The 24,956-nt window shown below is 63.4% G+C and carries 24 protein-coding genes; 14 read left to right on the top strand and 10 right to left on the bottom strand.

Going from position 1 to position 24,956, the window contains the following annotated elements; genetic code table 11:
• Positions 1-71: 71 nt before the first annotated feature.
• The gene (locus MTP38_RS12790; RefSeq protein ID WP_249233768.1) at positions 72-2,093 is read left to right on the top strand and encodes an AAA family ATPase; all 2,022 of its coding nucleotides are present in this window, start codon (positions 72-74) and stop codon (positions 2,091-2,093) included.
• 125 nt (positions 2,094-2,218) lie between these two features.
• Positions 2,219-2,857: a hypothetical protein gene (locus MTP38_RS12785; protein WP_249233767.1), complete on the top strand. Its 639-nt coding sequence runs from the start codon at positions 2,219-2,221 to the stop codon at positions 2,855-2,857.
• A gap of 51 nt (positions 2,858-2,908) precedes the next feature.
• Here MTP38_RS12785 and MTP38_RS12780 read toward each other — a convergent pair whose 3' ends face one another.
• The 7 genes from MTP38_RS12780 to MTP38_RS12750 all read right to left on the bottom strand — a co-directional run bounded on the left by MTP38_RS12780 (position 2,909) and on the right by MTP38_RS12750 (position 10,850).
• Positions 2,909-3,715 carry a MurR/RpiR family transcriptional regulator gene (locus MTP38_RS12780; RefSeq protein ID WP_249233766.1) on the bottom strand — a complete coding sequence of 269 codons (807 nt, stop codon included), beginning with the start codon at positions 3,713-3,715 and terminating at the stop codon, positions 2,909-2,911.
• 250 nt (positions 3,716-3,965) lie between these two features.
• A complete protein-coding gene (locus MTP38_RS12775; RefSeq protein ID WP_227620094.1) occupies positions 3,966-5,375 on the bottom strand; it encodes an NAD(P)/FAD-dependent oxidoreductase in 1,410 nt (469 codons plus the stop codon).
• A 307-nt stretch (positions 5,376-5,682) separates the two neighbouring features.
• Positions 5,683-6,384 carry an HdeD family acid-resistance protein gene (locus MTP38_RS12770; protein ID WP_249233765.1) on the bottom strand — a complete coding sequence of 234 codons (702 nt, stop codon included), beginning with the start codon at positions 6,382-6,384 and terminating at the stop codon, positions 5,683-5,685.
• Positions 6,385-6,419: 35 nt separating this feature from the next.
• Positions 6,420-7,823, bottom strand: a complete 1,404-nt coding sequence (locus MTP38_RS12765; RefSeq protein ID WP_249233764.1) for an MATE family efflux transporter — start codon at positions 7,821-7,823, stop codon at positions 6,420-6,422.
• Between the two features lie 132 nt (positions 7,824-7,955).
• Positions 7,956-8,564 carry a cytidylate kinase-like family protein gene (locus MTP38_RS12760; protein ID WP_227620097.1) on the bottom strand — a complete coding sequence of 203 codons (609 nt, stop codon included), beginning with the start codon at positions 8,562-8,564 and terminating at the stop codon, positions 7,956-7,958.
• 54 nt (positions 8,565-8,618) lie between these two features.
• Entirely contained in the window at positions 8,619-9,986 is a 1,368-nt protein-coding gene (locus tag MTP38_RS12755) for a hypothetical protein (RefSeq protein WP_249233763.1), read from the bottom strand.
• Positions 9,987-10,019: 33 nt separating this feature from the next.
• Positions 10,020-10,850, bottom strand: a complete 831-nt coding sequence (locus MTP38_RS12750) for a DUF624 domain-containing protein (protein WP_249233762.1) — start codon at positions 10,848-10,850, stop codon at positions 10,020-10,022.
• A 227-nt stretch (positions 10,851-11,077) separates the two neighbouring features.
• On the opposite strand from MTP38_RS12750, the gene MTP38_RS12745 reads away from it, so the two are divergent.
• The 12 genes from MTP38_RS12745 to MTP38_RS12690 all read left to right on the top strand — a co-directional run bounded on the left by MTP38_RS12745 (position 11,078) and on the right by MTP38_RS12690 (position 22,112).
• Positions 11,078-11,803 (top strand): lysophospholipid acyltransferase family protein, encoded by a 726-nt coding sequence (locus MTP38_RS12745; protein WP_249233761.1) that lies wholly within the window; start codon positions 11,078-11,080, stop codon positions 11,801-11,803.
• 26 nt (positions 11,804-11,829) lie between these two features.
• Positions 11,830-12,594: a hypothetical protein gene (locus MTP38_RS12740; RefSeq protein ID WP_249233760.1), complete on the top strand. Its 765-nt coding sequence runs from the start codon at positions 11,830-11,832 to the stop codon at positions 12,592-12,594.
• A 3-nt stretch (positions 12,595-12,597) separates the two neighbouring features.
• Complete coding sequence (locus MTP38_RS12735; protein ID WP_227620102.1) at positions 12,598-12,762, top strand: hypothetical protein; 165 nt, start codon at positions 12,598-12,600, stop codon at positions 12,760-12,762.
• A 193-nt stretch (positions 12,763-12,955) separates the two neighbouring features.
• Entirely contained in the window at positions 12,956-14,026 is a 1,071-nt protein-coding gene (locus tag MTP38_RS12730) for a bifunctional chorismate mutase/prephenate dehydratase (RefSeq protein ID WP_227620190.1), read from the top strand.
• A complete protein-coding gene (aroB, locus tag MTP38_RS12725) occupies positions 14,023-15,066 on the top strand; it encodes a 3-dehydroquinate synthase (RefSeq protein WP_249233759.1) in 1,044 nt (347 codons plus the stop codon). The genes MTP38_RS12730 and aroB overlap by 4 nt, the downstream gene beginning before the upstream one ends.
• Positions 15,067-15,069: 3 nt before the next feature.
• Positions 15,070-16,212 carry a chorismate synthase gene (aroC, locus tag MTP38_RS12720; RefSeq protein ID WP_249233758.1) on the top strand — a complete coding sequence of 381 codons (1,143 nt, stop codon included), beginning with the start codon at positions 15,070-15,072 and terminating at the stop codon, positions 16,210-16,212.
• Entirely contained in the window at positions 16,212-17,474 is a 1,263-nt protein-coding gene (locus tag MTP38_RS12715) for a shikimate kinase (protein ID WP_227620105.1), read from the top strand. The genes aroC and MTP38_RS12715 overlap by 1 nt, the downstream gene beginning before the upstream one ends.
• A complete protein-coding gene (locus MTP38_RS12710; protein ID WP_227620106.1) occupies positions 17,455-17,919 on the top strand; it encodes a type II 3-dehydroquinate dehydratase in 465 nt (154 codons plus the stop codon). The genes MTP38_RS12715 and MTP38_RS12710 overlap by 20 nt, the downstream gene beginning before the upstream one ends.
• A gap of 33 nt (positions 17,920-17,952) precedes the next feature.
• Positions 17,953-18,969: a 3-deoxy-7-phosphoheptulonate synthase gene (gene aroF, locus MTP38_RS12705; RefSeq protein ID WP_249233757.1), complete on the top strand. Its 1,017-nt coding sequence runs from the start codon at positions 17,953-17,955 to the stop codon at positions 18,967-18,969.
• Positions 18,970-19,001: 32 nt separating this feature from the next.
• A complete protein-coding gene (gene aroA, locus MTP38_RS12700; RefSeq protein WP_249233756.1) occupies positions 19,002-20,279 on the top strand; it encodes a 3-phosphoshikimate 1-carboxyvinyltransferase in 1,278 nt (425 codons plus the stop codon).
• Positions 20,269-21,129 (top strand): prephenate dehydrogenase, encoded by an 861-nt coding sequence (locus tag MTP38_RS12695; RefSeq protein ID WP_249233755.1) that lies wholly within the window; start codon positions 20,269-20,271, stop codon positions 21,127-21,129. Before aroA ends, MTP38_RS12695 begins: the two co-directional genes overlap by 11 nt.
• 17 nt (positions 21,130-21,146) lie before the next feature.
• Positions 21,147-22,112, top strand: coding sequence for a helix-turn-helix transcriptional regulator (locus MTP38_RS12690; RefSeq protein ID WP_249233754.1), 966 nt, complete (start codon positions 21,147-21,149; stop codon positions 22,110-22,112).
• 45 nt (positions 22,113-22,157) lie between these two features.
• On the opposite strand, the gene MTP38_RS12685 is transcribed toward MTP38_RS12690, so the two are convergent.
• The 3 genes from MTP38_RS12685 to MTP38_RS12675 form a co-directional block, all read right to left on the bottom strand.
• Entirely contained in the window at positions 22,158-22,634 is a 477-nt protein-coding gene (locus tag MTP38_RS12685) for a peptidylprolyl isomerase (protein WP_227620112.1), read from the bottom strand.
• 132 nt (positions 22,635-22,766) lie between these two features.
• Positions 22,767-23,555: a TIGR03915 family putative DNA repair protein gene (locus MTP38_RS12680; RefSeq protein WP_249233753.1), complete on the bottom strand. Its 789-nt coding sequence runs from the start codon at positions 23,553-23,555 to the stop codon at positions 22,767-22,769.
• A complete protein-coding gene (locus tag MTP38_RS12675) occupies positions 23,534-24,892 on the bottom strand; it encodes a putative DNA modification/repair radical SAM protein (RefSeq protein ID WP_249233752.1) in 1,359 nt (452 codons plus the stop codon). Before MTP38_RS12675 ends, MTP38_RS12680 begins: the two co-directional genes overlap by 22 nt.
• Between the last annotated feature and the right edge of the window lie 64 nt (positions 24,893-24,956).

Genomic DNA, 24,956 nt, shown 5'->3' with positions numbered 1-24,956 from the left:
TTCAAGACTTTTCTTGCAAAAGGGGGCAAAGTACACTATACTGGAAAAAACGCAGGACGGAGGCAGGCGCAATGGGATACACCGACGATTGGGAGAGCTTGATGAACGGAGTGTTCGGCCCGGGAGGAAAGCTGCGCTATGATGTGCAGAAGCCGCCGGAGAAAACCGGCCTGCCCGACCTGAACGCAGCTCTTCTTGAGCAGCAGAAAAAACTTGATGAGATGCTCAAAAAGCAGAACGCCGCGCTGCGGGGCGGCACGGCGCAGGAGACGCTTGCCCAGAGCCGGAAGATGCTGGAGGAGATGGAGGCCGACGGCCTGCTGGCCAAGGGCACGGCAGAGGTGGGGCAGGAGCATCTGGGCAGCTTTGAGGGGCTGGCCGCTGAGGTGAAAAAGACGGTGCTGGGGCAGGACGCCTTCGTGGACGGGGTCGTGCGGGCCATGCGCCGCCCCTTTGTGCTGGGGACAGAGCCGCCGACGGCCCGGAACGTCATCCTCCTCTGCGGCGCACCGGGCACGGGGCGGCACTTCACCCTTACCGAGACGGCCCGCTGCATGGCCGCGCGGGGGCTTCTGAGGAGCGACAGGCTGGCCGTCATGGACCTTGCCCTCTACCCCGGCTCCGGGGCAGAAAAGCTCTTTTTGCAGGATTTGTACGCCGCCCTCCACGCGCCGGGCGAGATCGTGGTCTTTGAGCACTACGAGAGCTGCTGTCCGGGCTTTTTAAAGACGCTGGCCGACCTCGCCGTCAGGGGCAGTGCGCCCCTGTCCAGCCGGTATCTCGTCAACAAGGAGGGCATTCTGGTGGACGCCGGGACCGCCCTTGCCCCCGGGGCGGTGAGCCGCATCACCCCCTGCGGCAAGTACCTCGTCTTCTTCTCCCGGAAGGGCCGGGCGGCGCTGGCCGACAGGTTCGGTGCGCCCTTCGTCTCGGCGCTGGGCGATGTCTGCGAGACGGCCCCCTTTGCCCGGGAGGACCTCGCCGCGCTGGCGGCCCAGCAGCTCAACGCGCTGGCCGCGAAGGTGAAAACCCGCCTCGGGCTGACTCTCGCGGCAGGGGCGGACGTGCGGGACTATGTGGCCGGCCAGTGCAGCCCGCAGCAGGGCGTGGCGGGGCTGACCGCCTGCTGTGACCGGATGTTCCGCGCCCTCAGCGAGTATTGTTTGCAGACCGACGCGGCCCTCACCGGCACGGTGTCCCTGACTGCCCGGGAGGGGGGCATCGACTTTGCCCTCAACGGCGGCGAAGCGCAGAAGCTTTTCGACCTGCTGCCCGCCGCCTACACCGGCGCAGTGGAGGAGATCAAAAAAGAGCTGAACAGCCTCGTGGGCCTCGGGCCGGTGAAGGAATACGTCTTCGGCCTCGCCGACAACCTCGAGGTGCAGCAGCGCCGGGCGGCAGCGGGACGCAAGACCGCCAGCCTCTCGATGCATATGATCTTCACCGGCAACCCCGGCACCGGCAAGACCACCATCGCCCGGCTGGTGGCAAAGTACCTCAAAGCCATCGGTGCCCTCAAGGGCGGGCAGCTGGTGGAGGTGAGCCGGGGCGACCTCGTGGGCCGGTACACCGGCCACACCGCCCCCCTGACCAACAGCGTCATCGAGAGCGCGCTGGGCGGCGTCCTCTTCATCGACGAGGCCTACAGCCTCTACCGGGGCGAGCAGGACAGCTTCGGCCTCGAGGCCATCGACACGCTGGTGAAGGGGATGGAGGACCACCGGGACGAGCTGGTGGTCATCCTCGCGGGCTATACGCGGGAGATGGAACACTTCCTCACCGCCAACAGCGGCCTTGCCAGCCGCTTCCCGAACCGGATCGAGTTTCCGGACTACACCGCCGCCGAGCTGCTGGACATCACATACCGGCTGGCCGAGGGCAGGGGCTACCAGCTGGACGAGAGCTGCAATGCGCCGCTTCTGGGCTACTACCAGCGCCGTCAGGCGCAGGACGCCCGCACGGCGGGCAACGGACGCCTCGCCCGCAACACGCTGGAAAAGGCCATCTTCCACCAGAGCCGCCGCCTTGTGGCCGAGCCAGCCGCCGCGCTGGACCTCATCTTGCCCGGCGATCTGGAGCTGGAAGAAGAATAAGAAAATACCGCAGAGACCCCGGGCCGTCGGCCCGGGGGTTTTTGCGTCTGAGGATTGACAAAACACGTGGGGGGGGGGGTAAAATATGGAAAAACGGGGAGACCCGGAATCATGGAGGAGTTGCAATGAAGATGGCAAAAAAATTAGTTGCTGTTCTGCTGGCCGGTGTGCTGGCACTGTCCGTCCTGACGGCTTGTTCCGGTAGTGCAGGGCCGCTGACGAAGGATAATGTCACGGATTATATCATCGACTACTACAAGGCGAATGGCTACCAAGCAGAAGAGGAACAGTCCATGGAGTCGGCAGCACAGGCTGTACTGGCTTATGTGAACTCTCAGATTGGCAAGAGCGAATATAACGGCATGGCGCTTCGAGAGGCATTCTCGGCTATTATCGAGAATGCGGACGAAAATACTCGGAAAGGGTGGATGAGCAGCGTCACGCCGAAGGAAGGCTATTTCTACTGTGTCAGCTGTGCATCTGTGAATGAGACGTATCGGACTGACCTTTTCAATCAGGGCAAAACGGCTTTGATTGCAGCGGTATTGGCGAGCGATCAGTGCGGGATTCGCAGCTATATTTGGGAACAGGCTCCGGAAAGATGGCCGAGCGATGCCGGTGTATGCGTCATTGAGGGCGTCATCGGCGGCAAAGAGTGCATGGTGTCGATGCTCCGGATTCCCAGCAGAGTTGTCGCTCATTATCCGAATAAGGGTGACGATAACGCCTCTGGCGACCCCTCTTCTGACGCGACCACAGAATAAACCCCAAAACAACAGCAGAGCCTCGGGCCATCGGCCCGAGGCTCTGCCTTTTTACGTTCGCGCTTTCTCCATCCGGAGCAGATAATAGAGCACCTCCACGAGGATGTTCGGTGAGAGGAGAGATGCCGCGTGGCTGCCCTCGATGAGCCGCTGTTCGCGGTTGGAGGCGGTCATCACATAGTCGGACAGATGGGCCAGCGGGCTGTGGCTGTCGCAGGTGATGAGCAGCACCGGCGCACCCCTCATCTTGGCGGCAGAGATCACCTCTTCCAGCCCGGCATCCCGCCCGGAGGTGGAGAATGCCATGAGGAGGTCCTTCGGGGTCAGCGTCTGCGCAAAAGCCAGCGTCTTTTCGTGGAGGGCGCTGGCGACGCACCGCTTGCCCAGATGACTGAACCGGATGGATGCATCCAGCGCCACCGGAAGGCTTCTGCCCTCAGACACCACCTCGATGACCTCGCAGCTGCGCAGCAGCGAGAGCACCCGCCGCAGCTGCCGGGTGTCGATGGCCTGAATGGTGGCCCGCAGCTCCTCTTCCCGGTTGGCCTGAATGTCCAGCAGGGCCTGACGCAGCTCGTCCTGCCCTTCCTCCCGGGTGCGCCGGGCGGTCTCCTGCTGCTCCATGGCATCCCGCGCCAGCGCCAGCTGGAATTTGCGGTAGTTCTCGAAGCCCAGCTTGTGGCACAGCCGGGTGATGGTGGCCTCGGACGAACTGCTCAGACGGGCCAGCTCGGCCGACGTACACATGGACGCCCGCTTTACATCTGCAAGAATGCAGTCCGCAATACGCCGCTCGGCGCTGTAAAGCTGGATGCCGGAACAGAGCAGAGTTACTACGCTTCCGGGGGCTTCGCACATAAGTGATCCCTCCTTGCATTATGCGCAAGACACAATTCCGCCTAGACTTCTTTCTAAGATTGTAGCAGTTTTGACCAAGAAAATCAATTCAATTTCCAATAAAATTTTCATATGGCGGAGATGGACTTTTTATGACCGCTTTTGCATTCCATACGGTTTTGTTGAAAACGGACGCAAAAACGCCCCTCCGCAGGGGGCGGAGGGGCGTCGGGAAACAAATATTCAGCGCAGCTTAGTGCAGAATGGCAGCTCAGCAGCCTTCCTTCTCGGCCAGCTTGCGGCCCATCAGCACGCCCATGACGGAGGCCATCATCAGGCCGCGGGTCCAGCCGGAGGAGTCGCCGAGGCAGTGCAGGCCCTTGATGTTGGTGTCGAGGTTTGCGTCCATCTTGACCTTGTTGGAGTAGAACTTCAGCTCGGGGCTGTACAGCAGGGTCTCGTTGGCGGCAAAGCCGGGCACGACCATGTCCAGCATCTTGATGAACTCGATGATGTTGGTCATGGCGCGGTAGGGCATGGCGGCGGTGATGTCGCCGGCCACGGCGTCCTTCAGGGTGGGCTTGACGTTGGACTGGGCCAGCTCCTTCTGCCATGTCCGCTTGCCGTCGAGGATGTCGCCGTAGCGCTGGACCATGATGTGGCCTGCGCCCAGCATATTGGTCAGCTCGCCCACCTTCTGGGCGTAGGCGATGGGCTGGTTGAACGGCTCGGTGAAGTTGTGGGAGACGAGGATGGCGAGGTTGGTGTTCTCGCTCTTCTTCTCCTTGAAGCTGTGGCCGTTGACGACGGCGAGGTCGTTGTCGTAGTTCTCCTGCGCCACGAAGCCGCCGGGGTTCTGGCAGAAGGTGCGCACTTTGTTTTTCCAGGGCTTCGGGTAGCCGATGAGCTTGGACTCATAGAGTACCTTGTTCACCTTTTCCATGACCTCGTTGCGGCACTCGACGCGGACGCCGATGTCCACGGTGCCGGGCTTGTGGGCGATGTGGTGCTCGGCGCAGATCTTTTCGAGCCAGTCGGCGCCGCGGCGGCCGGTGCCGATGACCACGGTGTCGCCGTAGACGGCCCGGGGTTCGCCGCTGCCCTGACGCAGCAGCACGCCCTTGCACTCCTCGTTCTCGAGGATGATGTTCTCACACTCGGTGGAGAAGAGCATCTCCACGCCGTTGTCGGCCAGATAGTTCTGGATGGCGAGGTAAAGCTCCTGTGCCTTCTCGGTGCCGAGGTGGCGGATGGGGCAGTCCACCAGCTTCAGACCGGCGTGGATGGCGTTCTTGCGGATCTCCTTGATGTCCTCGCCGGTGTAGATGCCCTCGACGTGGGGGTCTGCGCCGAACTCGAGGTAGATCTTGTCGGTGTAGTCGATCAGCTCCTGCGCGAACTCCTCGCCGATGAGGCTGGGCAGATCGCCGCCGACCTCATAGGAGAGGCTCAGCTTGCCGTCGGAGAATGCGCCTGCGCCGGAGAAGCCGGTGGTGATGGCGCAGGTGGGGCGGCAGTTGACGCAGTGGCCAAGCTCTGCCTTGGGGCAGTGGCGCTTTTCCACCGGCTTGCCTTTTTCCACCAGCAGGATGTGCTTCTTGCTGCCGCGGCGCAGCAGCTCCACGGCGGTGAAGATACCGGCCGGGCCGGCACCAACGATGATGAGATCGTACTTTTCCATAGCTCTCTTTTTATCCTTTATGTTGAATTGATAAAACCTCTCAGTCGCCTTCGGCGACAGCTCCCCTACCGAGGGGAGCCTTTGGCAAAGAGGTCAGGCTTACAGTTTATACGGGAAACGCAGCGGAATGCCAAGGCCTCTCCTCGATAGGCGACGGCGACGACCGCCACTAGTGGCGGAAACAGGGAGAAGCTGTTGGGGCAGCGGCCAGCAGGATGCAAGCGGCAGCGAAGCAGACGCTGGGAGCCGCAACCCGGGCAGTGGATGCGACCAGCGGGAGCAGACGGAGAGGGCAAGCCGCCTGAAGTTATTCCTCCTCCTGCTCCACCTCGGCGCTCTCGTCCACATGGTCCAGCTCCACGGCGGTCGCCTCTGCGTCGGCGTGGGCGATGTCCGGGGCGATGACGCCGTCGCCGTTCAGGTCCTTGCCGGTGACGGCCTCCAGCATCGACTGGGTCTCGGGGTGCAGCTTCATGAAGCGCCGGACGGCCAGCATGGTGTACAGCGCACTCAGCAGGTTGAGGGCGGCTTCGAGGATGAGGATGAGGCCGATGGCCATGACCAGCGTCTCCATCGTGCCGAAGGGGTCTACCACCATCACGATGCCCAGAATGACGCTGAGCACCGCCAGCAGCAGGAAGACCTTCCAGCTCGAATACGCACACCGGCGCAGCTCAAGGGCGTTCTGGACGCGGCCAAGGCTGTCGAAGATGATGAACAGGCCGAACACGATGGGCAGCACCCGGACGACGATGTCGCTGCGGATGATGAGGAACGCGCCCAGCGCCAGACAGACGAGGCCCGAGATGAGGGTGAGCTGGCTCTGGAACACGCCGCGCTCTACGACAAAATAGCGCACCAGCTGCACGGCTGCGCAGGCCAGTACCACGCCGCCCAGGGCGTAGCAGACCACGTTGAGGGCCGTGCCGGGCACCATCAGCAAAAAGATGCCCAGTGCCAGATAGAGCAGGCTCATGAGGATGAGGTTCCACTTCAGCTTTTTTGCCATAGAGTTCACGTTCCTTTCGTCCACGAGGGGAGTTTTTATACAGCCGCGTCCTGCTCCTCATAGAGCGGGACGATGACGGTGCGGTTGATGCGGGCCATGAAGATGAGGCTCAGGGTCAGGCTGACCACTTCGGCGATGATGAAGGACCACCAGACCATATTCACCTCGCCGGTGCGGCTCAGCAGCCATGCGGCGGGGATGAGCACCACCAGCTGGCGGCAGATGGAGACGGTGAGGCTGAACACGCCGTTGCCCAGTGCCTGAAACACCGAGCTGAGCACGATGCCCGCGCCCGCCAGCAGGAAGTGGGGGCAGATGATGCGCAGAGCCGGGATGCCGATGGCCAGCATGGCGTCGCTGGCGGCAAAGAGGCCCAGCAGCTTATCCGGCAGGAACTGGAAGATGCAGAAGCCCACCAGCATGATGCACTCGGCGTAGAAGACTGCGAGGCGGATGGTCTTTTTGACCCGCTCCGGCCTGCGTGCGCCGTAGTTGTAGCTGATGATGGGCACCATGCCGTTGTTCATGCCGAAGATGGGCATGAAGACGAAGCTCTGCAGCTTGAAATAGACGCCGAAGACCGCCACCGCCGTGGCCGAGAAGGCCATCAGGATCTGGTTCATGAAGAAGGTCATGACGCTGCCCACGCACTGCATGGCAATGCTGGGCAGGCCGACGGTGTAGATGCGGCCGATGGCCTTGGCGCTGGGGCGGAAGCCCCGGAAGCTGATCTGGATGTCGGGGTTTTTGTTGAGGTTGAAGTACAGCGTCATGCCCGCGCCGCAGAACTGACCGATGACGGTGGCCACAGCAGCGCCGGTAGTGCCGGACAGGGCCTCGCCGCAGTAGCCGAAGATGAAGATGGGGTCCAGCACGATGTTCACCACAGCGCCCACCAGCTGGCTGATCATGCTGAGGTGGGTGCGGCCGGTGGCGGCCAGCAGCTTTTCGCCCATGGTCTGGGTGAAGAGGCCGAGGCTGAGGACGCAGCAGATGCTCAGATACAGGATGCCCTGCCGGGCGATGTCCATGTCCGAGGTCTGGGCGTAGAAGTAGGGCTTCATGCAGGTGAGGCCGATGAGGAGGAAGACGGCGTAGCTGCACAGAGACAGAAAAATGCCGTTTTCGGCGGTCTTGTTGGCCCGCTCCTGATCCTTTTCGCCGAGGCTCTTGGAGAGCAGGGCGTTGACGCCGACGCCGGTGCCGACGCCTACGGCGATCATGACGTTCTGCAATGAGAACGCCAGCGAAACAGCGGTCAGGGCGTTCTCGCTGACGTGGGACACGAAGATGGAGTCCACCACGTTGTAGAGGGCCTGCACCAGCATGGATATCATCATCGGTACGCTGAGCTTGATGAGCAGAGGATTGATGTCCATCGTGCCCATAATGTTTTCCCGCACATCTGCGGGAGCGGTCTGGGGCTGCTTGTTTTCCACGGTTTCTCCTTTTGCTGTTGATAACTTGGGGGTTGTGTGCTTTTTCTATGCCGCAAACGTGGGCAGAGCGCAAAAGCGCCCTACCCACGCAGCATCGTTGTTTTGTTCTGTCTCTCCGGGGAGACAGGGCCTTTAGCCCTCCATCGACTTTTCCTTGGCCTCTGCGGCGGCAAGGATCATCTGCACGCAGGCGTCGTGGCCCAGTGCGGCGTTGATGGCCAGATCGTAGTTGTGGGCATCGCCCCAGCGGTTCTGGGTGTAGTAATTGTAGTAGGCTGCGCGGTTGCGGTCGGTCTTCTCGACCTCATCCTTGATGCCCTTTTCGTCCTTGGCCTGCAGCATATTGTTCTCCTTGCCGTAGGCCAGACGCCACTCCTTGGGGGCGTAGACAAAGACGCGCAGCACATCCTTGCGGTCGCGCAGGACATAGTCGCCGCAGCGGCCCACGATGACGCAGGGGCCTTCGTCGGCCAGCTGCTTGATGATGCGGCTCTGCAGGATGAAGACCTGATCGCCCAGAGGAAGGTCGTTGCCCATCGTATACAGGCTGTAGAGCAGGCTGTGGGTATGCCGCTTCTCGCTGGCGGCCACGGCCTCCTCGGACAGTCCGGAATTTTTGGCTGCCATGGTGATCAGCTCCTTGTCGTAGAGCTTGATGCCCAGTGCGCGCGCCACGTCCTTTGCGATGTAGCGTCCGCCGGTGCAGTACTCACGGCCCAAAGTGATGATCGTCTTTGCCATAATGTATTCCTCCCATATTGATGATTTATCCATTGAAAGCGTCTGGCGTGCCCCTCAGGGGGCAGGGGGCAGAGTGCTTTGGTTGGCTTCGGGGGCCGACGGGGCCGGCGGCGGGGTGGGCAGCCGCACTTCGGCAAACTGCATGGTGCCGGTCTGGTCGATGATGTAGATGCTGCAGCGTCCGCCGCTGGCCGTCTGCTCGGGCGGGAAGCGGAAGCCCCCCGTCCGTGTCCGCTCCATCCGCCGGAAGGTGCGGTGGGCGGTGGTGGCATGGGCCACGCCGTCGTGGGGGCTGCAGGCCGCCCAGCCGGAGAACTCGGCCGGGAGGAGCTGGCGCTGGCCCCGGAGGGACAGATACCAGCAGTCGTCCTCGGTGCTGTACTCGAAGCTGCAGGGGACGCGCCGGGGCCGGTCGGCCTCGATGTCCCGGGGCTTGGGGCGGAGGGCGATGGCCCGCCCGGTGAAGTAGCGGGCAAAGTCTGTCACCGCCATCGTGCAGTTCACCGCCCCGTCGCTGTCGGCGGTGGGGTCGTTGAGGAGGACGAAGTCGGCGAGGACGGCGTCGTCATGGCCGAAGCCCCGCAGGCCCATCCAGACGCCCACCGGGTCGCGCTGGCCCCGGATGCGGCGCTCGATGCGGACGGCCACCGAGCAGCCGTCGTGGATCTGTTCCCGCAGGTCTTTCAGATCCATCCACGCCTGCCAGCAGGGGTAGCCGCAGCAGCCCGCTGCGGCCGCCGCAAAGGCGGCGTTGCCGGTGCTGCCGGTGGCCTTGTCGGCCATGATGTGGGCCACCTCCTCGGGCAGGATGTCCTCGCCCCAGCGGTTCATCAGCGCTGCCATCACCAGCGGCAGGTCCATCTCCCGCCCGAAACTGGGGTCGTGGGCGGAGAGGCAGTATTCCGGTAAGTAGAGGCGGCGGTTGATGGGGTGGCCGTCCTGCTTTTCCCACGCGAGGGGGCGGACCGCCGCCGACAGCAGCCGGAGCGCCGGGGTGACTTTGTCGTCGTTGGTGGAGAGATTCACCTGAAGCTGGACGCCGGTGCCGCCGCCGGGCAGGGCCACGGTCACGGTGTCGCCCATCAGGAAGATGAGGCCGTCGTCGCTGTGGGCGTTGATGCTGCTCCGGGGGTAATCGGGTGCCCACTTGCCGAAGCTCATCCAGCCCGTCCAATTGCCGCCTGCGTAGACCCGGCAGCGCACCTCCACCATGGTGTTCTGGGGTGCGTGGGCGTTCCAGCTGACATTCAGGTTGCAGAAAGCCGGCATGGCGAACTCAGGCGTGGTATAGCTGCCGTATTGCAGATACCGCCCGGCCACGCTGTCCAGCACGACGCTGCCGTTGTCCAGCGCCACATTATCGAGCTGCCCGCGGGAAAACGTCTCCGTGCCCTGCAGCACCAGATTGTTCCGCTGTTCCATTGCACGCATCCCCTTTCCGCGTCATTGCGCTGTTTATTCTTCGCCGTCGCTGCGCTCCGAGGCCATCTCGGCCTCGTACTCGGCGTCGTGGAGCTTGCGGATGTTCTCCTCGATGTGGAACACCCGGTCGAGGTCGCCGTAGACGATCTGGCTGGTGATCTCCACCTGAAACCAGAAGCCGAACACCAGCATGAGCAGAAGGCCCAGCGGCATACAGAGGATGACGAGGCCCCAGAACAGCACCGTCACGAGGGACGCCGCCAGCGCGTGGGGCAGGAAGGCGATCATGCAGTTGACGCTGTTTTTGAGGGTCTGGCCGAGGGGCTGGTCCAGCAGGACGATCTGGGGCCACATATAGGAGAAGAGCATATGGAAGAGGATGAGGTTGAGCACCGTGGCCACCCACATCCCCACGCCGACGTTGGTGCCGTGGTAGAGCATATTGAAGCAGAAGTAGACGAGGAAGATCTGCACCGTGACCACGACGCAGTAGAGTATCCCCGGCAGGATGCTGGCCTTGAAGTTCTGCCGGAAGGCCTTGCGGTAGGTGGTCCACCAGTAGCCGGCCTCGTCGCGCAGGGCGCGCAGGACGGTGTCGTACATCCCCGCCAGCACCGGTCCGGCCAGAATGCCGCCCACGGCGGCGCTGAGGACCATGACCGGCAGGCTGTTCATCAGGAAGCCGATGTACACCAGACAGATGACCGGCAGAAAGCCCAGACAGGTGAGCAGGTTGGCAAGGAACATCCCGCTCATATCCCGGCCCACCAGCTCGAAGAAGCGGCCGACGCCGGTCTTGCGGGGGGCGTCCTTTTCCACGCCCGGGCCGGACTTGAAATCGTTTGCAGAAGGGAACAGACTCATGGTATGTGAATATCCTCTCTCGCTGTCTCTGGGACAGCTCCCATTGCACAGCACGGTTTGGCATAAAACACCATTGTGCTGGCTTTCTGATTATAAATATACCCGGATTTTGTGGATTTTGCAAGCCGCAAAGCCCCCGAAATGTAAAAAAAGTGTTTCCTCTCCCTTTTTGGGGCGGAGTGTGTTACAATAGAGACGGCTTTTCAGCCGAAAGGAGGAATCTCTCTGTGAGCATTTTCCGCACCATTGCGATGTTCACCTATCTGTTTGGCTACATGATCGTCCACTACGGCGTGCTGCGCAAAGCCGAGCGTGCACAGGCCGCCGGCGACACCGAAACGGTGCGCCGTCTGGTGGAGCAGCACATCCCCCACTGGAGCCGGGGCATCCTGAACGTCACCGGCGTCCGGCTCAGCGTCGAGGGGCTGGACAACATCCCGAAAGAGGGACCCTGCGTTTTTGTGGCGAACCATCGCAGCTATTATGACATCCCCCTGCTGCTGGCCAGCCTCGACAAGCCCTACGGCATCCTCGCCAAGGAGGAGCTGGAAAAGATCCCCCTGCTCAGCCGCTGGATGAAGCTGCTGGGCTGTGTCTTCGTCCAGCGCGATGACGTCCGCGCCTCGGTGCGCGCCCTCAACGACGCCACCGCCATCGTAGAGAGCGGCAGGAGCTTCATCATCTTCCCCGAGGGCACCCGCTACAAGGGCGAGGAGGGCGGCGCCGGTGAGTTCAAGGCCGGTGCTTTCCGCATCGCTGTGAAGACTGAAACCCCGGTGGTGCCGGTGGCGATCTCCGGCGCACGGGGGCTGTTCGAGGCCCACGGCAACCGGACGACGCCCGGCACGGTGCGCATCCGGGTGCTGCCGCCCATCCAGACGGCGGGCATGAGCCGCGCCGAGCAGAAGGAACTGCCCGCCGCCGTCCGCCAGACCATTCTGGCACAGCTGTAACACAAAAACTGGGAGGACACTGCCGCATGGCAAGCTACCGTTACGAGCGCGACATCGACCCGAAGGACATCGCCCCCCGCAGGGAAAAACAGTACACCCGCAAGGAGCGCTGGGCCAACTGGTGGGACTATAACCTCAAGTGGGTCATCCTCATCGGCATCGCCGTGGTCTTTGTGGCCTACAACTTTATCGGGCAGTACTTCTTCGTCACCAAGCCCGACTACAACGTGGCCGTGGTGGCCCCCTACTACCTGCCCGAGGACACCGTGAACGCCTTGCAGGAAGCTCTGGCGGACTACGGCGAGGACCGCAACGACGACGGCAAGGTGGTCGTGACCCTGAACGTCTACACCCTCGATTACGCCGAGGGCGAGACCCAGACCGAGAGCGACGCCTACCTGACCATGGCGGGCACCACCAAGCTTGCCACCGATGTGCAGGGCGGTCTGAGCTCCGTCTTTCTGCTCTGGGACCCGGCAGGGTTTGAGGAGAGCACCGGCTCGCTGCGGTATCTGGACGGCAGCCTGCCCGCCGCCGACAGCGACGAGGACTGGTGGAACATGGTCTATAAGTGGAGCGACTGCCCCGTGCTGGCGGGCCTCGACCTCGGCAGCTACGGCCCCGACACCACCCAGAGCCGCAGTGGGTCCAGTCAGGAGTATATGTCCCAGTTCTACGTCGGGATGCGGGGCGCATGGAACAGCGGCACCGCCGACAACCTCGCCGGCGGCGAGGAGCTGTGGCAGAAACTGACGGCGGGGGCTGTCTCCACCGTTGCGCCGGAGGGCTGAGCCATGCGGTTCCGCGTTCGGCGCAAGGGCAGGGCGGGGCACATCAGCGTCCCCGAAAAGCCCGAGAAAAAGGCGGTGCCGTTAAAAGCCGCCGACCTCGACAACCCCTATGGCCGGGTGTTCGGCACCCCCCGCAGCAGGGAAGACCTGCGCAAACAGGACAGATGAACGAAATGACCCTCTCCGACCGCCTCGGAGAGGGCTTTTTTGTTGCAATCTCTTCGCGTTGACGGCCCCGGATTTGAAATATTCTCCACCCTCAAAGGGAGAGGCGCTTGTTGTTTCCTCGTCCGGGTTATGGTATACTTACTAAGTATCGTCCCAACAGGAGCTGAAATTTTACCCGAAGGATGTGGAACAGATGGACACACTGGAACAGGCCCGCGCCGAGATCGACGCGGTGGACGCGCAGCTGGCCGCCCTGTTTGAGCGGCGGATGGCCGCCGTGCTCAGCGTCGCCCAATACAAGCAGGCCCACGGCCTGCCGGTCTATGACGCCGCACGGGAGGCGGTGGTGCTGGAAAAGGCTGCGGCCCGCATTCAGGACCCCGCCCTCCGGCCCTACTACAGAGATCATGTCCAGAACATGATGGACGTCGCCAAGCAGTACGAGGCGGAGGTGCTGGGCGAGAACCGCGCCGCCTATCAGGGCGTGGAGGGCGCTTTTGCCCACATCGCGCTGCGGGCGCTCTTCCCCCACGCGGAGGCAGTGAGCTACCCGACGTGGGACGAGGTCTTCGAGGCTGTCCGGCGGGGGGACGCCGCCCACGGCGTCGTGCCCTTCGAGAACAGCCACGCAGGCGATGTCTCCGCCGTGCTGGACCTGTGCTATAACTACCCGGAGCTGTGGGTGGTGGACGTCTACGACCTGCCCATCTCCCAGAACCTGCTCGTCCTGCCCGGCACCCAGCTGGCCCAGCTCCGGCACGTCTACAGCCACCAGCAGGCCATCGCCCAGAGCGAGACGTTCTTAAAGCAGTTCCATCTGCCCGCCACAGCCATGCCGAATACGGCCATGGCGGCAAAGTTCGTGGCAGAGTCCGGCGACCCGTCCCAAGCCGCCATCGCCAGCGCGGAGACCGCTGCCCTCTACGGGCTGGAGGTCCTTGTGCCCAGCATCAACACCGACGGCGACAACACCACCCGCTTCATCGTCCTCAGCCGCGAAAAGCCCACCGGGGGCAACCGCTTCTCGCTGCTCTTCACGCTGGACAACAAGCCCGGCAAGCTGGCTGAGGTCATTCAGGTCATCGGTCGGTTCGGCTACGACATGGAATCCATCAAGAGCCGTCCGCTGCCTCATGTTCCCTTCGATTACTATTTTTACGTCGAGCTGGTGGGAGACCCCGCCGACGACGAGACCGCCGCGCTGCTGCGCGAGCTGGATCATACCTGCCGCACCGTGCGGCTGTTAGGAGTGTATACGAAATGAGTGGATTTATCGGCACAAAGCTCACCATGAATCTGGGTGAGCGCAGCTATGACATCATCCTGAAAAACGGCGCACTGGAGAACCTGTACCAGTTCGCCCGCCTCGACCGCCGTGTGGCGGTGGTGACGGACGCAGGCGTCCCGGCAGAGTACGCCCAGCGGGTAGCCGACCAGTGCCGCGACGCAAAGATCATCACCGTGCCGCAGGGTGAGGCCAGCAAGAGCATGAAGATTCTGGAAAGTGTCCTGCGCCAGATGCTGGAGTTCAATATGGGCCGCGGCGACCTCGTCATCGCCGTGGGCGGCGGCGTCGTGGGCGATCTTGCAGGCTTTGCCGCCTCCATCTATATGCGGGGCATCGATTTCATCAACTGCCCCACCACCACTCTCTCCATGATCGACTCCTCCATCGGCGGCAAGACGGCGGTGGATCTGGGCGAGACGAAAAACATCGTCGGCTCCTTCTGGCAGCCCAAGCTGGTCATCGTGGACCCCAGCACCCTCGCTACCCTGCCCCGCCGCCAGTACATCAACGGTCTGGCCGAGTCGGTGAAGGCGAGCCTTCTGGCCGACCCGGAGCTGTTCGCTATCTTTGAAAAGGGCGACATCGACGAGCAGATCGGAGAGATCATCTACCGCAGCCTCCGCTTCAAGAAGAGCATCGTGGAGCAGGATGAGACCGAGCGCGGGATGCGCAAGGCCCTCAACTTCGGCCACACCATCGGCCACGGCATCGAGGCCGTCAAGGGCGTCAAGGGACGCCGCACCGTGGGCCTCTACCACGGCGAATGCGTGGCGCTGGGGATGCTGCCCATGATCGAATCCAAAGCATTGCAGAAGCGCGTCCGGGCGGTCTACCGCCGTCTGGGCCTGCCCCTGCGCACCGCCTACAATAAGGATAAAGTCTACGCCGAGATGCTCCACGACAAGAAGGCGCAGGGCGGACAGATCACCGTCATCAAGGTGCCGGGTCTGGGCTGCTGGCGTGCCGAGACCATCCCGGTGGAGGGTCTGCGCACCCTGCTGGGCATGGAGGACTGAGCCATGAAAAACACCTTTGGCAGCGCATTGGCACTGACCATCTTCGGCGAGAGCCATGGCCGGGCCATCGGCGGCGTGCTGGACGGCATGGCCGCAGGGGTGCCGGTGGACGAGGCGTTCATCGCCGCCTGTATAGACAGACGCCGCGCCCGGGGCGACGGCCTCTCCACCCCCCGGGTGGAGGCCGACCGGGTCCAGCTGCTCTCCGGCGTCGTGAACGGCCACACCACCGGCACGGCCATCGCCCTCATGATCGAAAATCAGAACACCCGCAGCGGCGACTACGCCAAGACCGCCGACCTGCTCCGCCCCGGCCATGCGGACTACACCGCCTATGCCAAATACCACGGCTTTCAGGATGCCCGGGGCGGCGGGCACTTCTCGGGCCGGATCACCGCCGCGCTGGTGGCGGGCGGAGCCATCGTGCTGGGGGCGCTGGGCCGCGCCGGCATCGACATCACCACCCACATCGCCCGCTGCGCCGGCCTCTCCGATACCCCCTTTGCGCTGGACGATACCGCCGCGCTGGCCGCGCAGGTCAGCGTGCTGGAAAATAAGGGCGAGGGCTTCGCGCTGTTGGATGCCTCCGTCGAAGAGCCGATGAAGGCGGCCATCCGCGCCGCCGGGGCGGAGGGCGACAGCGTGGGCGGCATTCTTGAGACGGCGATCCTCGGCCTGCCTGCCGGTGTGGGCGAGCCGTACTTTGACAGCGTGGAGAGCCTGCTTTCCCACATGGCCTTCTCCGTGCCTGCCGTCAAGGGCATCGAGTTCGGCACCGGCTTCGGCTTCGCCGACCTGAAAGGCTCGGAGGCCAACGACGCCTTCCGGATGAAGGGGAACACCATCGTTACCGCCACCAACCACAACGCTGGGGTCAACGGCGGCATCTCCAATGGGATGCCCGTGGTCTTCCGCACTGCCGTCAAGCCGACGCCCAGCATCTACAAGAAACAGGAGACGGTGGACTATCTTGCAAAGCAGGATGCACCCCTCTCCATTCAGGGCCGCCATGACCCCTGCATCGTGCCCCGTGCCGCCATCGTTCAGACCTGCGCCGCCGCGCTGGCTGTGGGCGATCTGCTGACGGCCCGCTACGGCACGGCATGGATGGAGCGGCCCACCAGCTACCGCAGGGAGGGACTGTGATGGAATACGGACTCATCGGCTCGAAGCTGGGCCACTCCTACTCGAAGCTCATCCACGAGATGCTCTGCGGCTACCGCTACGACCTCTGCCCTCTGCCCACGGAGGAGGAGGCCCGGGCCTTCCTCACCAAGCGGCAGTTCAAGGCCATCAATGTCACCATCCCCTATAAGCGGCTGGTGATGGAGTACTGCACCTACATCGACCCCCGGGCCAAGGCCATCGGCGCGGTGAACACCGTCGTCAACAAGAACGGCCTGCTCTACGGCTACAACACCGACTATCTCGGTTTTGCCCATCTGTGTGACGCCCACGGCGTCGATTTCGCGGGCAGGACCGTCCTCATCCTCGGCACCGGCGGCACCCACAACACCACCAGTGCCGTCGCCCGGGACAAGGGCGCGGCGAAGGTGCTGACCGTCAGCCGGACGCCCGACGCCGCCAAGGGCCAGCTCTCCTATGAGGAAGCTGTGTCCAGCGGTGCACAGATCGTCATCAACACCACCCCCGCCGGGATGTACCCCAACGTAGGGGTGTGCAGTCTGGACGTTGCCCGAATGCCCGGGCTGGAAGCGGTGCTGGACGTGGTGTATAACCCGGACAAGACCGAACTCATCCTGCGGGCCGAGGAGGCCGGCGTCCCGGTGGCCGTGGGAGGCCTCGAGATGCTGGTAGCGCAGGCGGTGTACGCCGCCGAATACTTCCTCAGCCGGAAGTTCGACGACGCGGCGGGGGAAATCCGCCGCGTCACTGCCGCACTCCGCCGCGATATGCTGAATGTGGCCCTCATCGGGATGCCCTCCAGCGGCAAGTCCACGGTGGGCCGTCTGCTGGCAGACAAGCTGGGCAAGCGGTTCATCGACCTCGACGAGGAGATCGTGAAGGCCGACGGCCGCAGCATCCCGGACATCTTCGCCGCCGAGGGCGAGGATGGCTTCCGGGCGAGGGAGTCGGCCCAGACCGCCCGCTTTGCAAAAGAGGGCCGTCAGCTGCTCTCCTGCGGCGGCGGCATCATCAAGCGGGGCGAAAATCTGCGCGCCCTGCACCAGAACGGCGTCGTGCTCTTTATCGACCGGCCTCTGGATGCGCTGACGGTGGGCGGCGGACGGCCTCTCTCGTCCAGCCCCGAGGCGCTCAGGCAGATGGAGGCGGAGCGCCGCCCCCTGTATCTCGCGGCGGCAGATGCCGTCATCCCCAACAGCGGCACGGTGGAGGACGCCGTGGCCGCCGCAATGGAGGCTCTGGATGAAATTTTTAGTCATTAACGGCCCCAACCTCAATATGATGCACTTCACCGAGCCGGGCGTGGCCGGCCAGCTGGACTACAACGGTCTGCTGGATTATCTCGAGCTGTGCTGCACCCAGATGGGCCTCGAGGTGGAGTTTTTCCAGTCCAACCACGAGGGCGACCTCATCGATGAGATCCAGTCTGCCGCAGGCCGGGCAGACGGCATCATCCTGAATCCCGGCGGATACGCCCACTACAGCGTCGCCATCCTCGACGCGCTGCGGCTCTGCGGCGTGCCTGCCGTGGAGGTGCTGCTGAGCGAGCCGGACGAGCATGAGCCGTTCCGCAAGACGGACATCGTCTCCTTCGGCTGTCAGGGACACTTCATCGGTGAGGGCATCAGCGGCTATCTGCACGCTGCGGCCTATCTGACCCAGCTGCTTCGTCTGGACGGCAGCGCACACACCCATCTGGTCATGTGAGCGGAAAAGAAAGAGTGAAAGGAACGAAATTCTATGATCATCTCCACCAAAAAGGGCACCCCCAAGGAAGAACTGGAAAAGATCGTGGACCGCTTTGAAAAGCAGGGCCTCGACGTCACCCTCATCACCGGCAAGGACTACAATGTCTTCGGCCTCGTGGGCGACACGACGAAGATCGACGAGCGGGACGTCCTCGCCAACCCCTGGATCGACAACGTCACCCGCGTCTCTGCCCCCTATAAGCGGGCCAACCGCCTCTTCCACCCGGCAGACTCCGTCATCGACTGCGGCGGCGTCAAAATCGGCAGAAAGGAGAAGATCGCGGTCATGGCAGGCCCGTGCAGCATCGAGAGCGCGGAGCAGGCCCTCCGCATCGCGCAGGGCGTCAAGGCGGGCGGCGCGACCCTTTTTCGGGGCGGCGCATACAAGCCCCGCACCTCGCCCTACTCCTTTCAGGGCCTCGAGACCGAGGGCATCCTTGACATGGTGAAGGCCCGGGAGGCCACCGGTATGCCCATCGTCTCCGAGTTGATGAGCGAGGACCGCATCCCCGAGTTCGAGGAGTATGTGGACGTGGTGCAGATCGGTGCCCGCAATATGCAGAACTTCCAGCTGCTCAAGGCCGTGGGCAAGATGCATAAGCCCGTCCTGCTCAAGCGTGGCCTCTGCAACACCATCGAGGAGTGGATCATGAGCGCCGAGTACATCATGGCCGGAGGCAACGAGCAGGTCATCCTCTGCGAGCGGGGCATCCGCACCTTTGAGAAGTACACCCGCAACACCCTCGACCTCTCCGCTGTGCCCATCATCCACGAAAAGACCCACCTGCCCGTCATCGTGGATCCCAGCCACGCCACCGGTAAGGCGAACCTTGTGGAGCCGATGATGATCGCCGCTGTGGCCGCCGGTGCCGACGGCCTCGAGGTGGAGGTGCATTATGACCCCCGCCACGCATGGAGCGACGGCGCACAGTGCCTGACTCCGGAGGCCTTTGCGCAGGCCATGGCAAAGTGCCGTCAGGTCGCATGGGCCATCGGAAGGGATATGTAAGGGAAGCGGGCAAGCCGCCTGAAGGATCGACTATGATAGTAACGATAAAGCAAGCCCCCGGCGGCATCGGCGGGGCCATCACTGCGCCGCCCAGCAAGAGCATGGCCCACCGGGCGGTGCTCTGCGCTGCGCTGGCGAAGGGTACTTCTCACATCGGGAACCTCGAGTTCAGCAAGGACATCTCGGCCACCCTCTCCGCCGCCGGACAGCTCTGCGCCAAGGTGCGCACCGGCCCGGACAGCGCCGTGGTAGAGGGGCTGGGACAGTTCCTCCCCGTCGAAGCCCCGGTGGACTGCTGCGAGAGCGGCAGCACCCTCCGCTTCCTCATCCCCATCGCCAGCCTCACCGGGCAGAGGGTGACCTTCGTGGGCCGGGGCCGGCTGATGGAGCGGCCCCAGTCGGTGTACGAGGCGTTATATCATGAGCAGTCTCTCCGCTTTGAACCGTCTCCGGCGGGCCTGACCGTCGAGGGCGCTCTGAAAAGCGGCGAGTACGAGCTGGCGGGCAATGTGTCGAGCCAGTTCATCAGCGGGCTGCTGTTCGCCCTGCCCCTGCTGGCAGGGGACAGCACCCTCCATCTCATCCCGCCGGTGGAGAGCCGCAGCTACATCGAGATGACCCGGGCGGCACAGCGCCGTTTTGGCGTCGAGAGCCGCTGGCAGGACGAGAACACCCTCTTCCTCCCGGGCGGGCAGCAGTATGCCCCCTGCGACTACACGGTGGAGGGAGATTACAGTCAGGCGGCGTTCCCGGCGGTGCTGGGGGCGGTGCAGGGCGGCGTGACCCTCAAGGGCCTGTCCGCCGACACCTTACAGGGTGATGCGGCCATCCTCGGCATCCTGCGCCGCTGTGGGGCAGAGCTGTCCGCCACCGATGAGGGCATCCGGCTCGGAAAAGCCCTCCTGCACGGCACTGACATCGACCTTGCCGACTGCCCCGACCTCGGCCCCGTGCTGATGGTGTTGGGCCTGTTCTGCGAGGGAACCACCACCATCCGCAACGCCGAGCGCCTCCGCATCAAGGAGAGCGACCGCATCGCGGCCATGGAAGCCGAGCTGCGGGCCTGCGGCGGCGTGCTGGAAAGCGAGGGCGGTACCATCACCATCCATGGCTGCGCAGGGAAGCTCCACACCCCGGCCGCACCCCTCCATGGCCACAACGACCACCGGGTGGTCATGAGCCTCACGGTGCTGGCGCTGGCCGCCGGGCTGCCCCTCTCCATCGACGACGCGGAGGCCGTGCAGAAGAGCTGGCCCCATTTCTTTGAAGCCATCAAGCCGTTAGGCGCGGAGGTAGAATATGCTGGATAAATCGAAGCGTTATCTCGTGGTGGGCCTCGGCCTGCTGGGCGGCAAATACGCCCTCGAGCTTTCCAAGGCCGGGTTCCATGTGGACGGCATCAACCGCAGCGAGGGGCATTTACAATACGCCCTCGACCACGGCTATATCGCCAGCGGCAAGACCCACGATTTCGAGGATCTCGTCGCGCAGGCCGACCACATCATCTTCGGTCTGTACCCCACGGCCCTCATCGACTGGTTCAGGACGTACGGCTCTCTTCTCAAGCCCGGCTGCATCTTTACCGATGTCTCCGGCGTCAAGACCGGCCTTGTGGAGCCGGTGCAGGCGATGTGCCCGGCAGGGGTAGAGTTCATCGCCAGCCATCCGATGGCGGGCCGTGAGACCTCCAGCGTCGAGCACGCGGCGGAGGTCAACTTTGCCCCTGCCAACTTCATCATCACCCCCACCGAGAAGAACACCTCCGAGGCGGTCCAGTGGGCGAAAGAGCTGGCTGAGGTGCTGGGCTTCCGCCACATCTGCACCCTGACCGTGCAGGAGCACGATAAGATGATCGGCTACGTCAGCCAGCTCTGCCATGCCATCGCCGTCAGCCTCATGTGCGCCAACGACAACTCCTCGCTCTGCGAGTACACAGGCGATTCCTTCCGGGACCTGACCCGCATCGCCCGCATCAACGAAAAGATGTGGGCTGAGTTGTTCCTCTGGAACAAGGAGAACCTCATCTCCGAGATCGACCAGTTCGACGCGGCCCTCGCCCAGCTGCGGGACGCCCTCGTGGCCGACGACCGGGACAAACTGGAAGAGATGTTCCGCCTGTCCACCCAGCGCCGCGCCGCATTCGACAAGAAGGACTCGTGACCGAAAGGAGGCCGCCCATGCCCAAGCAGGAAGGACAAAAATCCAAACTCCTGGCGCTGCTGCGCATCTTTGAGCAGCAGACCGATGAGGAACATCTGCTCAATGTGCCCCAGCTGGTGGAGCTGCTGGCCCGGCAGGGCATCCTCTGTGAGCGCAAGAGCGTCTACAGCGACATCGACGCGCTGAATGCGCTTGGTTACGACATCCGGCTGCGCCGGGGCCGCAGCGGCGGCTACTGGATGGCGACGAGGCCCTTCGAACTGGCCGAACTGAAGCTTCTGGTGGACGCCGTCCAGTCCAGCCGGGTCATCTCCAAGACCTCCAGCGACAAGCTCATCCATAAGCTGGAAGGGCTGGCCTCCCGGTATCAGGGCACCCAGCTCCAGCGTCAGGTCTACGTCGATGGCCGCCCCAAAAGCGACAACAAGGACCTGCCCTACAGCGTGGATGCCCTCTTCGCGGCCATCAACACCGGAAAAATGGTGCGATTCCGCTACAAAAAAGCGGGACGTCCCGCCCCCTACACCATCAGCCCGTGGCAGATGGCGTGGGAGAACGGCTGCTACTATCTCATCGCCTATCAGGACGAGAAGGAGCCGGTGGGCATCCGCCATTACCGGGTGGATAAGATGGCCGGGGTGACGGTGCTGGACGAGCCGCGCCGGGGCAGGGAGCAGTTTGCCGATTTCGACCTGCCCTCCTACCTGAAAAAGCACTTCCAGATGTTCGGCGGGCCGGAGCACCGCGTCACCCTGCGGTGTACTTCTGACCTCGAATCGGCTATGCGGGAGCGCTTCGGCGCCTCGCCCATCTTTGTGCCGGAAGGGAAGGGCAGCTTCCACTTTGACGTGCCCGTCTGCGTCAGCGACCAGTTCTATGGCTGGGTCTGCGGTTTCGGCGGAAAGGTCGAAGTGGTCTCGCCCGCCGAGGTGCGGGACGGTCTGCGGAAGCTGAATGAGCGGCTGGCCGGAATGCATCAATAAAAGAAAAAAGGCTTCCTCCGAAGAGAAAGCCATAGGTGCAGAAGATCAGCCCTCGAGCAGCTCGACGGTCTTCATCTTGACAGCGGTCTTGGGTTTATCGTTCCAGTCGGTGGGGACGGATGCGATCCTGTCCACGACATCCATGCCGGAGACGACCTTGCCAAAGGCGGCATACTGGCCGTCGAGGTGGGGTGCGTCCTCATGCATGATGAAGAACTGGCTGCCGGCGCTGTTGGGGTTCATGCTGCGGGCCATGCTGATGACGCCGCGGGTGTGCTTGATGGGGTTGTTGACGCCGTTGGCGGCAAACTCGCCCTTGATGTTCCAGCCGGGGCCGCCGGTGCCGTTGCCCAGCGGGCAGCCGCCCTGGATCATAAAGCCGGGGATGACGCGGTGGAAGGTCAGACCGTTGTAGAAGCCCTGACCGACCAGCTTCTTGAAATTCTCACAGGTGATGGGGGCAGCTTCCTCGTTCAGCTCGATGTCGATGACGCCGCCGTCTTCCATAGTAATGCGAACCATAGTTTTCACAATGCTCCTTTTATCATAGCCCGTTTCGGGTTGGGTGCGGCAGATGCTCTGCCGAAGCTCCCCTTTAGTATACCATACCTTTTGTAGAGCGCAACGGCGCAGATGCAACCTTTTTGTAAAGAATCACCGCATTTCCACCATATCCTGCCAAAAACGCTTGGGACAGTGGCTCATCCGGCCCTTTTCGCTGTGGCGGGCCTTGATCTCCAGCGTGTCGTAGAACTGCTTCCAGAGCGCCTGAAGCTCCTGCTCCCGAGCGCTGGGCGGGGGAAGGGTGAGCGGCGCGGCCAGCTCGAGGAGCTTGGCCTCGTGGCCCTGATAGAGTAACACCGCCTGATGGACGGCGTCGTATATCATGAAGTCCTCCTCCGGGAAGCGGGCGCAGAAATGCCCCCGCAGCAGGGGGAGGATGTAGTTTTTGGGGTGGATGACCGCACCCAGCATCCCGTCGTGCTCTTCGAAGCGGACGAAGCCCTGAAACTTGTCCACCTCCCAGTCGAGGCTCTTTTTCATCTCGTAAAGGGGTGCTACGTCCGGGTGGCCCATCCGCTTGACCGTGCCGGGGCCGAGGGCGAAGGCCAGATGCAGAAAGCGGATGAGCAGCAGCTCTTTCTCCTCCTGTCCGGAGAGAAAATCCCGGCTGACGAGGTACTCCGTCTCCCGGCCCAGCTTTTTCCCAAGGCTGGAAAAGACCCGCCGGGCCTTGGCGGAGTCCGTCTCGATGTCCCGGACAGGGTAGAGGGTGGCCGTCTCCCGCTGGGGCGTCCAGACCGCAAAGGGGATCTCGTGCTGGACAAAGCTCTCGAACACGCAGCACAGAAAGCCCTCGAAGCTGCCGTCGTAGAGGTAGACCACATCGGCGTCGTGGAGCTTCCGGGCCTTCGGCGGGGTCACAACGCTCTCGCCAGACATTGCACTGCCTCCTCCCGCACCATCCGCTGGGCCGCCCGGGGCGGCACGCCCTGCGCAACGAGCCGGTCCACCGCCGGCGGGGCGAAGAGGCTCAGCTGTTCGGCCCCGGCACTGAAGACGTTGGGGTCGATGAGTGCCCGGGTGATGCGCTCCCGTCCGGCGCTGCCCCGGCCCGGGTGCGCCCCCGAAAAGCCCCGGCAGGTGATGAAATACTGCGCCCGCTTGAGCACGACGCCCATCCGCTTCAGCTCGTCGAGGCCGAGGTCGGACAGCCGCCGCGCCTCCCGGATGCGGCGGGCGCTCTTGGGGCCGATGCCCGGCACCCGCAGCAGCATCTCGAAGGGGGCACGGTTGATGTCCACCGGGAACAGCCCGTAGTGCTGGACGGCCCAGTTGCACTTGGGGTCGAGGTAGGGGTTGAAGCTCTGGTTGTCTTTGTCTAGGATCTCGTCGGCCCTGAACTGGTAGAAGCGGAGCAGCCAGTCGGCCTGATAGAGCCGGTGCTCCCGCAGCAGGGGCGGCTTTGTGTCCAGAGCGGGCAGGCGGGTGTCGTCCGACACCGGGATGTAGGCCGAGTAGAACACCCGCTTGAGGCCGTATTTCTGGTACATCCCCTCGGAGAGCTGTAAAATGTGGTAGTCTGTCTCGGGCGATGCGCCGACGATCATCTGGGTGCTCTGGCCGGCAGGGGCGAACTTGGGGGCGTGGCGGTAGAGGGTCAGCTCCTTTTTGCTCTCCTCGCCCGCCGCCGAGATCTGCTTCATGGGCCGGAAGATGGAGTGGCGGCCCTTGTCGGGGGCGAGGAGATGGAGGCTCTGCTCGCTGGGCAGCTCGACGTTGACGCTGAGGCGGTCGGCGAGGAAGCCCATCTGCCGGATCAGCTCCGGGCTTGTGCCGGGGATGGTCTTGGCATGGATATAGCCGCCGAAATGGTATTCGTTCCGCAGCAGCCGCAGGACGGAGAGCATCCGCTCGGTGGTGTAGTCGGGGGTGCCCAGCACGGCGCTGGACAGGAAAAGCCCCTCGATGTAGTTGCGGCGGTAGAACTCGATGGTCAGCTCGGCCAGCTCCCGGGGCGAAAAGGTGGCCCGGGGCACGTCGTTGGACTTCCGGTTGACGCAGTAGCTGCAATCAAAAGCACAGCAGTTGCTCATCAGGACCTTCAGCAGGCTGACGCAGCGGCCGTCTGCGGTGAATGCGTGGCAGCAGCCCGGCGCGTAGCAGCTGCCGAGAGTACCGGCCCTCGCCGCACGGGACGCGCCGCTGGACGTGCAGGCGACGTCGTATTTTGCACTGTCGGCCAGAATGGTGAGCTTGTCCATCAGCGACTGTTCCATAAAACTCCACCTCCCGAAGGGGATACGACCCCTTTGCCCCCACGGAAATGCCCAGGGAGAGGGG

The organism is Faecalibacterium sp. I3-3-89 (genome assembly GCF_023347275.1).
Taxonomy (GTDB): Bacteria; Bacillota; Clostridia; order Oscillospirales; family Ruminococcaceae; genus Faecalibacterium; species Faecalibacterium butyricigenerans.
Note: the sequence above shows the minus strand (reverse complement) of the source record. Positions and strands in the feature narration are given on the sequence as shown.

Coding starts and splice junctions, on each gene's coding strand:
- MTP38_RS12685 (WP_227620112.1), bottom strand. CDS start 22,634: ATGGTTCGCATTACTATGGAAGACGGCGGCGTCATCGACATCGAGCTG.
- MTP38_RS12690 (WP_249233754.1), top strand. CDS start 21,147: ATGCCCAAGCAGGAAGGACAAAAATCCAAACTCCTGGCGCTGCTGCGC.
- MTP38_RS12695 (WP_249233755.1), top strand. CDS start 20,269: ATGCTGGATAAATCGAAGCGTTATCTCGTGGTGGGCCTCGGCCTGCTG.
- MTP38_RS12730 (WP_227620190.1), top strand. CDS start 12,956: ATGGACACACTGGAACAGGCCCGCGCCGAGATCGACGCGGTGGACGCG.
- MTP38_RS12750 (WP_249233762.1), bottom strand. CDS start 10,850: ATGAGTCTGTTCCCTTCTGCAAACGATTTCAAGTCCGGCCCGGGCGTG.
- aroA (WP_249233756.1), top strand. CDS start 19,002: ATGATAGTAACGATAAAGCAAGCCCCCGGCGGCATCGGCGGGGCCATC.
- MTP38_RS12770 (WP_249233765.1), bottom strand. CDS start 6,384: ATGGCAAAAAAGCTGAAGTGGAACCTCATCCTCATGAGCCTGCTCTAT.
- aroF (WP_249233757.1), top strand. CDS start 17,953: ATGATCATCTCCACCAAAAAGGGCACCCCCAAGGAAGAACTGGAAAAG.
- MTP38_RS12755 (WP_249233763.1), bottom strand. CDS start 9,986: ATGGAACAGCGGAACAATCTGGTGCTGCAGGGCACGGAGACGTTTTCC.
- MTP38_RS12760 (WP_227620097.1), bottom strand. CDS start 8,564: ATGGCAAAGACGATCATCACTTTGGGCCGTGAGTACTGCACCGGCGGA.
- MTP38_RS12710 (WP_227620106.1), top strand. CDS start 17,455: ATGAAATTTTTAGTCATTAACGGCCCCAACCTCAATATGATGCACTTC.
- MTP38_RS12675 (WP_249233752.1), bottom strand. CDS start 24,892: ATGGAACAGTCGCTGATGGACAAGCTCACCATTCTGGCCGACAGTGCA.
- MTP38_RS12740 (WP_249233760.1), top strand. CDS start 11,830: ATGGCAAGCTACCGTTACGAGCGCGACATCGACCCGAAGGACATCGCC.
- MTP38_RS12790 (WP_249233768.1), top strand. CDS start 72: ATGGGATACACCGACGATTGGGAGAGCTTGATGAACGGAGTGTTCGGC.
- MTP38_RS12775 (WP_227620094.1), bottom strand. CDS start 5,375: ATGGAAAAGTACGATCTCATCATCGTTGGTGCCGGCCCGGCCGGTATC.
- MTP38_RS12735 (WP_227620102.1), top strand. CDS start 12,598: ATGCGGTTCCGCGTTCGGCGCAAGGGCAGGGCGGGGCACATCAGCGTC.
- MTP38_RS12715 (WP_227620105.1), top strand. CDS start 16,212: ATGGAATACGGACTCATCGGCTCGAAGCTGGGCCACTCCTACTCGAAG.
- aroB (WP_249233759.1), top strand. CDS start 14,023: ATGAGTGGATTTATCGGCACAAAGCTCACCATGAATCTGGGTGAGCGC.
- MTP38_RS12680 (WP_249233753.1), bottom strand. CDS start 23,555: ATGTCTGGCGAGAGCGTTGTGACCCCGCCGAAGGCCCGGAAGCTCCAC.
- MTP38_RS12780 (WP_249233766.1), bottom strand. CDS start 3,715: ATGTGCGAAGCCCCCGGAAGCGTAGTAACTCTGCTCTGTTCCGGCATC.
- aroC (WP_249233758.1), top strand. CDS start 15,070: ATGAAAAACACCTTTGGCAGCGCATTGGCACTGACCATCTTCGGCGAG.
- MTP38_RS12785 (WP_249233767.1), top strand. CDS start 2,219: ATGAAGATGGCAAAAAAATTAGTTGCTGTTCTGCTGGCCGGTGTGCTG.